The 13,575-nt window shown below is 59.5% G+C and carries 11 protein-coding genes, 1 pseudogene and 1 riboswitch; of the genes and pseudogenes, 5 read left to right on the plus strand and 7 right to left on the minus strand.

All coding sequences use genetic code 11. The features are described 5' to 3' along the window. Nucleotide 1 precedes the first annotated feature (1 nt). The 4 genes from thiS to EN955_RS35260 form a co-directional block, all read right to left on the minus strand. Nucleotides 2–199, minus strand: a complete 198-nt coding sequence (gene thiS, locus EN955_RS04765) for a sulfur carrier protein ThiS (protein WP_024504260.1) — start codon at nt 197–199, stop codon at nt 2–4. Beyond that, on the minus strand, nt 168–1,169 hold the full coding sequence (thiO, locus tag EN955_RS04770) for a glycine oxidase ThiO (RefSeq protein WP_024504261.1): 1,002 nt from the start codon (nt 1,167–1,169) through the stop codon (nt 168–170). Before thiO ends, thiS begins: the two co-directional genes overlap by 32 nt. After that, nucleotides 1,166–3,001 carry a phosphomethylpyrimidine synthase ThiC gene (gene thiC, locus EN955_RS04775; protein ID WP_024504262.1) on the minus strand — a complete coding sequence of 612 codons (1,836 nt, stop codon included), beginning with the start codon at nt 2,999–3,001 and terminating at the stop codon, nt 1,166–1,168. The genes thiO and thiC overlap by 4 nt, the downstream gene beginning before the upstream one ends. 103 nt (nt 3,002–3,104) lie before the next feature. Continuing rightward, a riboswitch (TPP riboswitch) is annotated at nt 3,105–3,221 on the minus strand. 201 nt (nt 3,222–3,422) lie between these two features. Continuing rightward, nucleotides 3,423–3,794 carry a hypothetical protein gene (locus EN955_RS35260; protein ID WP_245265354.1) on the minus strand — a complete coding sequence of 124 codons (372 nt, stop codon included), beginning with the start codon at nt 3,792–3,794 and terminating at the stop codon, nt 3,423–3,425. 491 nt (nt 3,795–4,285) lie between these two features. Between EN955_RS35260 and EN955_RS04785 the strand changes: the two genes are divergently transcribed. From EN955_RS04785 to EN955_RS04795, 3 genes are read left to right on the plus strand one after another with little or no spacing between them, the layout of a single operon-like run. Continuing rightward, nucleotides 4,286–5,623, plus strand: coding sequence for a metallophosphoesterase (locus EN955_RS04785; protein ID WP_024504264.1), 1,338 nt, complete (start codon nt 4,286–4,288; stop codon nt 5,621–5,623). A 2-nt stretch (nt 5,624–5,625) separates the two neighbouring features. Further along, the gene (locus EN955_RS04790) at nt 5,626–7,692 is read left to right on the plus strand and encodes a hypothetical protein (protein ID WP_024504265.1); all 2,067 of its coding nucleotides are present in this window, start codon (nt 5,626–5,628) and stop codon (nt 7,690–7,692) included. Beyond that, on the plus strand, nt 7,689–8,744 hold the full coding sequence (locus EN955_RS04795) for a hypothetical protein (protein ID WP_024504266.1): 1,056 nt from the start codon (nt 7,689–7,691) through the stop codon (nt 8,742–8,744). The genes EN955_RS04790 and EN955_RS04795 overlap by 4 nt, the downstream gene beginning before the upstream one ends. 610 nt (nt 8,745–9,354) lie before the next feature. Here EN955_RS04795 and EN955_RS04800 read toward each other — a convergent pair. Together EN955_RS04800 and EN955_RS04805 are read right to left on the minus strand one after the other, a co-directional pair. Further along, the gene (locus tag EN955_RS04800) at nt 9,355–10,413 is read right to left on the minus strand and encodes a class I SAM-dependent methyltransferase (protein WP_024504268.1); all 1,059 of its coding nucleotides are present in this window, start codon (nt 10,411–10,413) and stop codon (nt 9,355–9,357) included. A gap of 57 nt (nt 10,414–10,470) precedes the next feature. Continuing rightward, nucleotides 10,471–10,667 (minus strand): annotated as a pseudogene (locus tag EN955_RS04805) (insulinase family protein); the annotation flags it as partial. A 1,132-nt stretch (nt 10,668–11,799) separates the two neighbouring features. On the opposite strand from EN955_RS04805, the gene EN955_RS35265 reads away from it, so the two are divergent. Both EN955_RS35265 and EN955_RS35270 read left to right on the plus strand, forming a co-directional pair. Beyond that, nucleotides 11,800–11,961 (plus strand): hypothetical protein, encoded by a 162-nt coding sequence (locus tag EN955_RS35265; RefSeq protein WP_245265355.1) that lies wholly within the window; start codon nt 11,800–11,802, stop codon nt 11,959–11,961. Nucleotides 11,962–11,970: 9 nt separating this feature from the next. Continuing rightward, nucleotides 11,971–12,111: a hypothetical protein gene (locus tag EN955_RS35270; protein WP_245265356.1), complete on the plus strand. Its 141-nt coding sequence runs from the start codon at nt 11,971–11,973 to the stop codon at nt 12,109–12,111. A gap of 464 nt (nt 12,112–12,575) precedes the next feature. Here EN955_RS35270 and EN955_RS04815 read toward each other — a convergent pair. Further along, nucleotides 12,576–13,575: glutamate synthase subunit beta (locus tag EN955_RS04815; protein ID WP_164769873.1), on the minus strand; the 1,000-nt coding region annotated here is incomplete at its 5' end.

Consider the following 13,575-nt stretch of genomic DNA (forward strand, 5'->3'; position numbering starts at 1 on the left):
GCTAGCCGCCCTGCATGGGCGAGAGGATTTCGATCCGGTCGCCGTCGCTCAACTGGAACTCCGCGCGGTTGGCTTTGTGCACGAGGTCGCTGTTGACGGCGGTGGCGAGCCAATCGCCCTCATAGTCGAGCGCGGCAAGCAACTCGGCCAGCGTGGTGGCGGCAATCTCACGCGCCTCGCCGTTGACCATCAGTTTCATGAGCATGCTCCTTGGTTCTGTCTTGACTGAAAACCAGGTCGGCAGCCTGGCGCGCCATGGCGGGGGCGAGGAGAAAACCGTGACGATAAAAACCGTTGATCGCGATGATCTCACCGTCTGTTTCGACGCGTGGCAAATTGTCGGGAAATGCCGGACGGACACCCACACCGGTTTCAACGATCTCGGCCTCACCAAAGGCCGGATGGAGGGCATGGGCGGCACCCAGAAGCTCCATCATGGAACGCGCCGTCACCGGTCCGGCGCTCTGGCTTTCAATCATTGTCGCTCCGATCATGAAGCGGTGGTCGGTGCGCGGCACGGCATAAAGCGGAAAGCGTGGATGAAGCAAACGGACCGGCCGCGACAGCGAGACATCAGGCGTGCGCAGGATCAGCATTTCGCCGCGAACACCGCGCAGCCTGTCATCGGCCGCTGCCATTCCCATGCAGTCTATCCGACGGGCGAAACCCGAAATAGGCCGGGCGTCGCAGCCGAAGTGGAATTTGACACCCATGGTCGCCAGCTTTTCATGAAGTGCGGCGATTGCCTGGCGCGGGTCGAGATGAGCCTCATCGGGAAACAGCAATCCGCGCCGGAACCGGCCGGCGAGGTCGGGCTCCAGGACCGCGATTTCGTCGTCATCGACACGCCGATGCCCCGACGTGCGAGTGGCGAACCGGTCAAGCTCGCCAGTATCACGCGGCGCGGCCAGGACCAGCGTTCCGGCCCGTGTCACCTGACCGGGCAGCGCGTCATCCCACCAGTCGGCGGCGTCGCGTCCGAGATCCAGCACCGGCTGCTCGGCGCTCTCACGCTCGCACCAGGGCGCCAGCATGCCGCCGGCGAACCACGACGCATTGCCGCCGAGGCCATGCCGTGTCTCCACAACGGTCACCGCGGCACCGCGGACGGCGAGCTCGAACGCCGCGGTGAGGCCGGCGACGCCGGCCCCTTTGACCAGAACCCTCATGACGGTTCCGGCGCCTCTGGCATGAGCGGTACGCCGGTCTCGTCAGCTGGCATGTAGAGATCGCCACCTTCGCGATATTTCGCCGCCATAGCCGCCATGCCCTCTTTCTGCGCCTCCGCGCGGATGTCATGGGAGATGCGCATCGAGCAGAATTTCGGTCCGCACATCGAACAAAAATGTGCCAGCTTGTGCGCCTCCTTGGGCAAGGTCTGGTCGTGGAAGGACCGTGCGGTTTCGGGGTCGAGCGACAGGTTGAACTGGTCCTCCCAGCGGAACTCGAAGCGCGCGCGCGAAAGGGCATCATCCCTGGTTTTCGCTGCCGGATGGCCCTTCGCCAGATCGGCTGCATGGGCGGCTATCTTGTAGGTGATCACGCCAATCTTGACGTCGTTGCGGTCGGGAAGGCCGAGATGCTCTTTCGGCGTGACGTAGCAAAGCATTGCGGTGCCGAACCAGCCTATCATGGCGGCACCTATCCCTGAGGTGATGTGGTCATAGCCGGGCGCGATGTCGGTCGTCAGCGGCCCCAACGTGTAGAACGGCGCCTCACCGCACACTGCGAGCTGCTTGTCCATGTTCTGCTTGATCTTGTGCATGGGGACATGGCCCGGGCCTTCGATCATCACCTGGCAGTCCTTTGCCCAGGCAATCTTGGTGAGTTCTCCAAGTGTTTCCAGTTCGGCGAATTGCGCCGCGTCGTTCGCATCGGCGATTGAACCGGGACGAAGGCCGTCGCCGAGCGAGAAGGAGACGTCATAGGCTCTGGCGATGTCGCAGATCTCCTCGAAATGCTCGTAGAGGAAGCTCTCCCGATGATGGTGCAGGCACCATTTGGCCATGATCGAGCCGCCGCGCGAGACGATGCCCGTGACCCGGTCGACGGTCAGCGGTATGTAGTGCAGCCGCACGCCGGCGTGGATGGTGAAATAGTCGACGCCTTGCTCGGCCTGCTCGATCAGCGTGTCGCGGTAGACCTCCCAGTTCAGGTCCTCGGCGATGCCGTTGACCTTTTCCAGCGCCTGATAGAGCGGCACCGTACCGATCGGCACCGGCGCATTGCGCACGATCCAGTCGCGGATGTTGTGGATGTTGCGGCCGGTCGACAGGTCCATCACCGTGTCCGCGCCCCAGCGGATCGCCCAGACCATTTTTTCGACCTCTTCGGCCATCGATGATGTGACAGCCGAGTTGCCGATGTTGGCGTTGATCTTGACCAGAAAATTGCGACCGATGATCATCGGCTCGCTCTCGGGATGATTGATGTTGGCGGGAATGATTGCGCGTCCGCGCGCCACCTCGTCGCGCACGAATTCGGGTGTGACGAAATCTGGGATCGCCGCGCCGAAGGCTTCGCCGTCGCGTTGCAGCTTGCCGCGCATCACCTCGCGGCCGAGATTCTCGCGGATGGCTACGAACTCCATTTCTGGCGTGATGATGCCGGCGCGCGCATAGGCAAGCTGGGTCACCGCCTTGCCCTGCTTGGCCTTGAGCGGCCGATTGCGTATCGCAAATTCCGGTGTCAGGCGCTCGCCGGTGGCGAATCCATTGTCTTCCGGCCGGACGTGGCGGCCGTCATAGGCTTCGACATCGCCACGCGCCGTGACCCATTCGTGGCGAAGCCGGGCAAGGCCTTTTTCGATGCTGGTTTCGACAGTCGGGTCCGTATAGGGGCCGGACGGATCATAGACGGTGACGGGCGGTTCACCCGCCGTCGGATGGACGGAGATTTCTCGCATCGGCACTTTGATGTGCGGATAGAGGACGCCGGACTTGTGGATTTTCCGTGAGGCGGGCAGCGGTCCCGTCGACACGGCTGGAGTGAGGGCATTCATCGTGAGGCTCCTTTGCTCATGCATTGGAGACCCAGTTCTGTGCCGGAAGGATGAAAAGACGCTTCTGTAGACCTGCTACAGCAGGACCTCGGGCGTAAACTCCCGCAAAGCGCTTGCACCGTCCCTACGCCAGTATGAACTGGATCAGGTTCAACGGGTCACTGCGCCGCGAAAGCCAGCAGTATCTCAGCCCCTTACCGGGACTCCCCTGGTGAATGCCTCAGGTTGAACGGGCTGACGCTATCTTGTCAAGCGCATTCGGGCGCCTTCGGCCGGTGGCGACGGCCGGCGGCCAGCCGGGCGGAGAGCTCGCGCATGCATCGGGGACAAGTCACGCCCCGTAGACCGTGGCCAAAGCCTCATTCGCTTCGTGAAGGATGGAGAAACTGTATTGGCCATGTGAGCGTATCGACCAAGTAGCTCAGGCGGTCACGGATGTGGTTATTCTGGTCGAAGGTGACGAACGGCCTTGGGGGTCACCTCCTTTAGGATTCAGAGGTTGGAAGACGGCTTCTCGCGATCTGGGCCATCGGGAAATACCTGTCTTCGGCTCAACCTCGACATGGCGTCCGATCGACCGCAGATATACAGCTATCTCGTTTATGAGATGATCGCGTTCGCCGTAGATTTCAGCAATCCTACGCAGCTGTGGCTCGACGGCCCTCCGTTGCGCTGGCGTGAAATCAGCATCGCCAAAGACGTATCCCAAGTTGCCAATCGCGCAAATGTTGCAGCCGGCGTCCACAACTGCTTGTACGAATGCCGGAATGTCTTTTTCTTGCATGGTCTTCATGTCGAACCTCTCGTGAATGGCGTGCTTGCGCCCCAATCTGCCTTTTCAGCGTGTCCTCTGGGCGGCGCAAGCCCTGAGCGTGATTGTGCACGGGCAACCTCGACTATCCCATCTGCCACGCTCTTTAGAATCGGTGGGGTCTGGTGATCGCAGGCTGGGCCACTCAAAAGCCTACAAGAAGAAAGTCATGGCGACCATTGCTCAAGATCGCAAGGGTGCGTGCAAGACCTTCCGTTGGCAGTCATGCACGCTCGCTCAGAGATAGTCCGGCCGCGGAAATTCTCCCTTATTCGTAAGAAAGCTCATTGAGCAACTGGGCATTGAGCAACTGGGTCTCACGTCGCGGGTCTCGTGTGCTTCACACCCCAAAAATAGCCGCCGTGGCAATTCTCGAAAAGTGCAGGCTACCTCGTTAAGGACACTGCGGATGATCGTTCGCGCTTGGCAAAAGCGAACGGATTAGTCTATGGCTCTCGGCAGGGGGGCGAGTTATGCGGCGGGTGCGAATCCTTCAAGTAGGCGATATTCACTATCCGGACTGGCATCCTTCCTCTAGCAACATCGATGCCAAGGATAGCAAGTTCGCTCCGAAAATAACGCAGAAGCTACGCGCGTCTTCGCTGCGTGCCGTCTTGACGAAACTTCGGCGGCTGACGACTTCGAAGCCCTTGGATTCGATCGCCTTCATGGGGGATTTCACGAGCCGTGGCGACAAGACCTTCATTGCTTCGGCATTCCAGCATTTCACGTTGCTCTGCCGCGCACAGGGACGCAGTTCAAAGGCGCTTCCGTTGATATTCGTACCGGGAAATCACGATGTGAACCGTGATGACGCGCGCGAACTTGGACCGACTGAGAAATTCAGCGAAATGGCGAGTTTAGCCGCCCGCTTGGGTTGGCAGACCGTTCCCGTGGACCAACCCGTGCACTTCAGACTTCCGACAGGATCCGCAGGCGCAAACTTCATCCTCGTCAACACAGCAATAGGCAGTTGGGAGCTTCAGAACCTTCCCGCGTTCCTTCGTGATCGTCTCGAGGCACTCAGTCCTTCTACAGAACCTGTAGATCTCGGCTCGCCGGACATCTCGGGACATTCGCCCGCGACACCTCCCAGCGATCCAGACAAGGAGGCGTCCGACGACGAGTATTACGGTCAGATGGACACGCCATACATCTCGCGTGAGATGCTTGCAGGCCTACAGGAATTGCTCCAGCAGCCCGACATGCGTTACGGCATCATGATCGGCCATCACAATCTGCTGCCACAAAAGACTCCGCGCATTACGCCATACGCGGAGATGCTCAACAGCGGATTTGTCAGAACTCAGCTGCTGCAGGGTAACAAGCCTATCGTATACCTGCATGGACACATACATGCTGATCCGGTCGAGATCGTCAACGATCCAAGGTTTCCGGACGGCAAATTGATCTGCATCTCAGCACCAGAGATACAATCAGGTTTCAATGAGCTCGTCTTCTTCACGACCGATCAGGGAGAGCTCGTCGGCATCCGACTTATACCCTACCGCACCAATGTCGCCGACGGGACGGTCATGGAAGGCGAACATTGCTTTATCTCGACCATGTCCAACGGCAAGGCCTTTCTTAACAACGACACGTTTGACCTGCTGCGCCGACTCCGCGACCATGCCACCAGGCGCGGGAATGGGTTACTCTTCTGGGACGAGATCACTGAGATTGCCGGCTCCGCCGAGCTCGGGCTAGATCTGGAAGACTCTCTTCTGATGCTCCAAGCGGCGCGCGCCGTCGAGATAGACGGCCTCACGAAGGCAAACTCGGCCTGGCGCATTAAGGTAAGGGACGAATAGCGATGCAGAATCCGTTCGGCCCGAACAGGATCGAGTACGAAAGCCGCCCGATACTGTGGTTCAGTCAGAAGTCGGCCTTGATTTCTGCCGCCGCCAAGCCGGTCTTCGTCGCAGGGACGAGAGGCAGTGGCAAGACCAGCATTCTTCGCTCGCTTTCCACAGTCCATATCCTCGAAGACAAAAGTCTCGCGGACCAAGTCGGCAAGCTCGGCTGGTATGGCGTCTTCTTCCAGCTCAATGAGACATTCTCGCCCCTAATCGACAACGCGGTTCTGAACCTCATTCCGGAGCGGATACGCTTCGACACGGCCGCCGTGATCCCGCGGCAATTCGTAATCTTCTCTCACTATCTGGAGCTGAAGATAGTCGAACGCCTGCTCGAGAGCATCGGCCAGCTCAGACGCGACGGCCACTTGAAATACCGGGCCTCCGAAGATAGGGACGTCGCCCTGGCACTGCATCGCGAAGTGCTGCACTTCATACCCCAACCTGCCCGTCTCGACTTCTTCAGCATCGATGAGCTGCGGGGTAGGATAACCCGGTACGTCGACGAATGCTTCAACGCGTTCTTCTTTGCCGCCGATGCCGTAGCGACCGGCTTCAGAGCGACAGACCCTGGCGCGATCATTAACAAGGTCGCGACCGCGATCACTCCACTTTTAAATGGCCCATCTTTCGCCGGTGACAGGGCGCCTTTCTTCAAGATCCTGATTGACGACTGTGAAGCACTGACACCGCTCCAACAGCAGTTCCTGAACACCTTGGTGAGGAAGACGCGGGGCAACGTGAAATGGGTCCTCGCCTACATCGGCGGTCTCTACGACACGATCCGGACGATCATACCCGGCCAGTCGCTCTCGAATGCTGACCGGGACGTCGAGAATCTTGATTCAGTCGATCCGAGGGAGTTCGCCACGCTGTGCGAGAACGTGTCGTCGCTTCGGCTGTACTATGCGCTTCCTGACCATCTGCGGAGTGATCTCGAGCGCAACGATGCGCTCAGCGCGTTTTCGCTCAAAAACCGGCTGGGGCGGCTTTCCGTCAATGACATCATCGAGCGGGTTATCATATCGGGTCATTCCGAGGGCAGAGAAGAGCTTGTGGCACTTGCTGATGCAGCACGTGAATTCCTCTCCGTGAATTTGAGGACGGCGGATCAGCAGCAATTCCTTCTTGATCGAAAAGCGCGCCCTTATGCCGAAGGGCTGGCGCTCGCGCTCATGAACCCGGAAATCAAGCGCCGGCCCATGAGCAAGGCGGATGCTTCAAATCTGAAGAGGTCGATCGCCCGGAAACAGGGATGGGCTTTTCTGAAAGCGTGCCAGATGCTGCGTCTCCATGACTACCCGTACGTAGGGCACCAGATCATCACATCATTGAGCGACGTCTGTATACGCGATTTCCTTGATATAATGGGAGAGATCTTCCGCCGCAGTGTTCCGAGTTCCAGTGATCCACGAAAACTGGTGGAATTCATCAACTCGGATTTACAGATTCATCTCGAACAGCAGAGACAGGCTGTGAACGCCGCCTCTCAACGGAAGCTTGATGGACTTCAGGCGCTTTCACATCCGTACGAAGAAGAGAGCGTGCGCATGGTGCGGGCGTTGGGTTACCTGACCGCTCGCCTCCAGACAGAGTTTGCCGAAGAAAATGCTCTAGGAACGACAGAGAGAGGCATTTTCAGGGTCGATCTAAAGGAAATGCGCTCGCTGGTGAACCGACTGGAGCAACCCAGCGGAAAACTGGACGAGGTCCTGCGTCGGGCGGAAAGGGATGGGTTTATCCGGGAGGTCTCCGCCGCCGGCAACTTTGAGGTGGACCGCGCCGACCCCGCATCGAAGGAGATGATGATCAGATTGCATCGGCGATTTGCACCTTACTTCGGGTTCTCCTATCGCGGCCCGTACGAAATCAACACAATCCCTGCGGCGCGGATGGTCGACCTGCTTTTTACCAGGCATCGGCTCCCAGAAGACTGGGCCGACTCGGTGTTTAAGGAGCTCGTCGCGCGGCCCGCACTCAAGACCGAATTCCAGCACTCGCTTTTCGAGAGCGATCTCGAATGACCGCTTCAACTGTCGAGTATCGAGTCTTCGGCCATCTGGCCGTCACCGAGAAGGCGAGAGATGCAGGTACCTGCGAAACGATGAAGGCAGATATCGCGATCGTCGCGCTTGGATGGGAAACGCGTTTCGCCGCGTTCGAAAACCATCTTGACCTGAAGGTCGGCAAGATCGTGGTTCTGGACTTTGCTCTGAAGGAAGCGAACGTCCCAGCCGTCGAAGAAAACCGGCGAAAGCTCATCGCTATGGGTACCCGATGGGGCGTCGAAGTGACTGTGATCACCCTCGAGCCTTCCATCGAGTATCAGAAGAACATCAATCTCCTCGATCACCTGCTCACTCAGATGGCCGCTTCATGTGGCTCATACGAAGGAAGCCTGCGGAAGGTTTTCGTCGAGTGCTCGACGATGCCGCGAATCTACATCCAATGGCTGATTGCGGTGGCATTCAAGAAAATGTCGATTCAGTCTCTCGAATTCGGGTACGCCGAAGGTATCTACGGGAACGCGATCGGCAAAGAGGATTTTTCCAGCGGCTTGGACCGATACGTCACCGTCCCTCATCTTCAAGGCAGCGGAGGAATGGGCGAAGAGAAAGTCCTGCTCGTGGGGATCGGAGGAGATGCAGACGTATTCTACGGATTGATCGATATCGTCAGTCCGGAACGGATCTCGCTCCTCGTCCCAAGAAGCGAGAAGAATGCGCATATCGATGCTTTGCTCGATCAACAGGTGGCCAAGGTACGTGAAACCCACCGGCTCGAAGATGGCGAAGTTCGCGACATCCAGGCTTTCGGGCTGATGGCCCACCTCGATGCTTTCGAGACGTATCTCGACGGGTTCGGCTCGCGTGCGGTGGTGAACGTTTTTGTCAGCGGCCCGAAGGTTCAGGCCATCGCTGCTGCCGTGCTCGCCTGCTCCGACAGCCGCGTCCATCTCAAGGCACGAATTCCCACCTCCTATGCCCATCGTGAAGTCTCAGCGAATGGGCGGTATCATATCTATAGGCTGATTGACCTGACATCCCCTGCCTGCAGCCTTCCCGGGACGTTCTGACACTATCTTGCATTCGAGTAGCATCATGGTCCCAGTAGCCGTTCCGCCAAGCCTTCAGCGCATGTTCGTGTCGCCCGATCCGGTCGATGGGGGACTAATTCCCACTTGGAAGCTGCTCTACATCAGATCAGGGGGAAATGCAGACTGGCAGAATTCCATAATTAGCGACTAGCTAAAACATATACTCAGGCGAGACTGTTCAGCATAGAAATAGTGAGCGCTCTCCAATATGTTAGGCTGCTGTCGCAGTAGCGCAACAAGCTCAGTCCTTGGATGGGTGGTATGAGGATGAGACGACTCAATGTGTACAGGCTCAGTCTTTTTATCGAGGCTCTCGTTTTTGTCGTAAGCGCGTTCGGTGCGACGTGGCTTACCAGCTTTGTGAACGCGCCATGGTGGGCATATGTGATTATAGCGGCCATCGCTATGGGCATGTTCGTAGCCGTGCGTCGGGTCCTTTCTGAGCCGCAACGTATGGGACTCTTGGCACACAACTCGGCAGCGACCTCTGCGTGAACCCAGGCGCCTTGAAAATGTGCCCGATGCGTCCGGATTTTTGGCGGTGATCTTCATCAAATGCGATGAGCTGCAATTTCTGGCGACGGCCACGCTAAGGGCGGGCCTCCAGCACCATGTTGAACGGTGTCTCCGCGGCGCGACGCAATCGCTTGAAGCCGCCGCCGGTCACAACCTTGCGCAGCCTCGCCTCACCGGCCTGGGCTCCAAGCGCGAGCCCGACTTCCTGCGACACGGATGCGGGCGTGCACACAAAAGTGGAAGCGGCATAGTAAACGCGGCCGACGGGATTGAGGTTCGCCGCCAGATGATCATGCGCGAACGGCTCGACGATCATCCACGTGCCGTCCGGCTTGAGCGATCCGTGGACATGGGTGGCGGCGCCCGTCGGGTCGCCCATGTCGTGAAGGCAATCGAAGAATGTGACGAGGTCATAGGTTCCGGGATAGCTCTTGGCGGCCGCCACGTCGAACCGCGTGTTAACGCCGACGCCGGCTACCTCGGCCGCCTTGCGGGCGCGCTCAATCGAAGGGGCATGATAGTCGAAGCCGACGAAGCGCGAATTGGGGAAGGCCTGTGCCATGAGCACGGTCGATGCACCATGACCGCATCCAACATCCGCGACGTCCACGCCGCGTTCGAGCTTCTCGACGACGCCCTCCAAGGCCGGCAGCCAGGAGTCGATCAGATTGGCATTGTAGCCTGGACGGAAGAACCGTTCCGTACCGCGAAACAGACACGCGCTATGATCGTGCCACCCGACGCCCTTGCCGGACTGGAATGCCTGCCTCACCTTTTCTTCATCGAGCCACAGCGCGGACAGGAACTCGAATGCGCCTGCCATGAAGGCCGGGCTGTCTTCATCAGCGAACACCAGCTCTTGCTCGGCGTTGAGATAGAATTTGTCGCTCGCTTCATCGTAGTCGACGTAACCCGCCGCCGCCTGCCCGGAAAGCCATTCCCTTACGAGGCGTTCCTGGGTGCCGGTGCGTGTCGAAAGTTCGGCGGCCGTCATCTTGCCGCCTTCGCGCAATGCCTTGAACAGGCCGAGTCTGTCCCCCAGCAGGACTCCCGCGCCCGTTGCGATCGCACCGAGATCGCCGACCATTTTCCCCAAGAATGCGTCCAACTTTTCCTGATTCGCTTCAGACATCTGAATCTCCCTTTGGGTTCAATCTCTCCAGGCGACGGAGCCGTGCTCGTCACGAGGCGCCTTGAGCATCAGATGCTCGAAGACATGCAGATATCCCCGGCAGCTCATCCGCGCTGCCGATCCTGCACCAGACCATATGGGTGACGACCGGCGCGGTGGTCGGGAATGACAGCCACCTCCATGCCGTTGAAAAGCAGGAAATCCGTCACTTTGCCCTCGTCGGTAACCGGCGGAGCCGGAGTGGTCGTCACCAGGGCAAGCCCTGTTGCAGCAGGTATCCTTGGGCAGCCTGTCAGAACATCGATGACTCCGGTTGTGGTGCCGGGGCGGGCGATCAGGGGCCAAGTGATTGTTCCGCGGCGGCTGTATGTTGTGGTAAGGTGATCATGCGAAATCTTGTTGGTCGGTCACGTGTTTTGCGGATGACCCGCATGTACTGTGCCAAATGAGAAAACCATTCAAACGCAATCCAGTAGATCTGACTGTATCCGACATTGTCGGAATTTGGACATCGCCGAACGCGAAGCGCTCGGGGCTTGTGACGATACTTGAGCGTGCTGCTTCGGAGGAGGGATGCGCCTCGAACCGGCCGCGAGGCCTTTTTCTGGCAACGGATATTCCGGCCGGGTTAGGCCGCGAGGAAAGCGACGGTGAATAAGAGGTAGAGGACCAACCGTTTTGAGCGGGTAGTTGCCGTGTTGCGCCCCCAGGCAAAGGCCAGCACCACGGAGCAGTATTTCTGGTGGCGATACTACATCGCCTTTAAGTGCCGGTTACCCGTTTTTACCCAGTTGGCCTGGTGCATTCAGAGCGAGGTCGTTGGAAACCGCTTATTGTGGCTATGAGCAAACTCGGGATGGAGGAGTGGACCCAAAAATTGGCAAAATGCCCCAGGGAGGATTACATGGGTCGCTCATTCCCCGTACTCGTTACAGGTGCGCGTCGCTACGCAAACAGCTTGCTTTTGACTTGGCGTTTCTTGCCGTTTCGGCATCGCTCACTAATTCGGCCGCTGCCGACACCGTGAACTGGCGTCAATTCGAAGGGACCAGCATAACTTGGGCCTACGACATCCACCCCTATGCGGATGCTCTCGCTGCGCAACTTTCCGGAGTTCGAGAAGCTGACCCGGCATCAAGGTCACGCCGGAACTCTACCCAGACGATTCTTACTGGAACAAGATGACGATCCAACTGACGACGAAGTCGCCAGCATGGGATGTGTTCGGCACTGGCATTCAGCCCGCGTAGGACCTCGCTCCGAGTGGCGCCTGCTGGACAAATACATGAGTGATCCGAAGCTTACCGATGCTGGATACGACTACATTCGGACATGATCAAGAAGTGCGCGGCTCCTTCCTTCGCCAATGATAACTGGAACCAGGTCGTGGACGGCATCTCGTCCGGCCGCACCGCGATGACGATCGACTCAAAAATGTTCGGCTTCTGGAACGATGTTGCGGGGAAGCCGGCATCCGGCAAGATCGCCTTCGCTCCGCCGCTGCACGCACCGAGCGCCACGAGCTTGGATTCTGACATCTGGATCTAGGCTCTCGCCATGAACGCGGCTTCCGAAAAGAAGGGCACGGCCTGGCTGTTCATCCCGTGGGCCACCTCCAAGCAGGTGGCGCTCAAGGGTGCCCTTGCTGGCCAGCTCGTCAATCCGCCGCGCACGTCGACCTGGCAGGACGATACCTAGACTAAGTACGCTTCGCAGCCCGAGTTCAACAACTTCGTTGACAGCTTCAAAAAGATACAGGATCAAGCCGCGCTGGCTTTCACACCGCGTGTCGGCTTCGGCGAAGCCATGAACGCATGGGCCGTGGCGATGCAGAAGATGGCAAACGGCGATGACGTCGAGACGACGTTGAGGGCGCTTGCCGAAGAAATCCGCACTGGCCTCTGATCAAAAGGAACAGGGCAGTACTATTGCACTGCCCTGTTCCCGCCAACGGCGGAGATCACGCCGTGTCACCCCAAGCACTTAAACCCAGCGCTGCTTCGCCCGGCCGCGCCGACGATTTTTCTTGGCCGCCAAGGCGGCAGCCTGCGGCCGGGGCCACAACCGAAACGACCACGGCGATCAGTCCGTAAGCTGCCCGGGGCAGCGGAAGGGCGGAAAGCGCCTTCAGGTGGCCGCACAAGTAGGGTCTCGAGACGGACTCAGCGCGGCAGCACGCTCGATCCCATCAGCGCCTCATCGATGGCGCGCGCCGCCTGGCGGCCCTCGCGGATCGCCCAGACGACCAGCGACTGGCCGCGCCGCACGTCGCCCGCCGCATAGAGCTTTTCGACGCTGGTCCTGTAGTCCCGGTCATTGGCCTCGACATTCTTCGAGCGGCGGCTGTCAATGGCGATCTTCATCTGGCCGGCCAGTTCCGACACCGGCCCGCGAGCGGCTGGCCCGGCAAAGCCGATGGCGATGAACGCGAGATCGGCACGAATGACGAATTCGCTGCCGGCGATCGGCTTGCGCTTTTCGTCGACCTCGCAGCATTTGACCCCGGTCAGCTGGCCGTCTTCGCCGATGAACTCGAGCGTCGCCACCTGAAACTCGCGCTCGGCGCCTTCGGCCTGCGAGGACGAGGTGCGCATCTTGGTCGCCCAGTAGGGCCAGACCGAAAGCTTGTCTTCCTTTTCCGGCGGCTGCGGACGGATGTCGAGCTGGGTGACGCGGACCGCGCCCTGGCGGAAGGCGGTGCCGACGCAGTCGGACGCGGTATCGCCGCCGCCGACGACGACCACATGCTGGCCGCCGGCGAGGATCGGATGCGACGGCCACGCCACCGACTGGATCGGTTCGCCGCCGACACGCCTGTTCTGCTGCACCAGATAGGGCATCGCGTCATGCACGCCGCCGAGATCGTCGCCGGGAATACCGGCCGCGCGCGGCGTTTCGGAACCGCCGCAATAGAGCACGGCATCATGTTCGGCGAGCAGTTCGGCGACCGGCTTGTCGACCCCGACATTGACGCCGCAATGGAAGGTCACGCCCTCGCCCTGCATCTGCTCGATGCGCCGGTCGATATAGTGCTTCTCGATCTTGAAGTCGGGAATACCGTAGCGCATCAGCCCGCCGGGCCGGCTTTCGCGCTCGTAGACATGGACGTCGTGACCGGCGCGGCCAAGCTGCTGGGCAGCCGCCATGCCGGCCGGGCCGGTC

The sequence above is a fragment of the Mesorhizobium sp. M7A.F.Ca.CA.001.04.2.1 genome, from assembly GCF_003998485.1.
Taxonomy (GTDB): domain Bacteria; phylum Pseudomonadota; class Alphaproteobacteria; order Rhizobiales; family Rhizobiaceae; genus Mesorhizobium; species Mesorhizobium ciceri.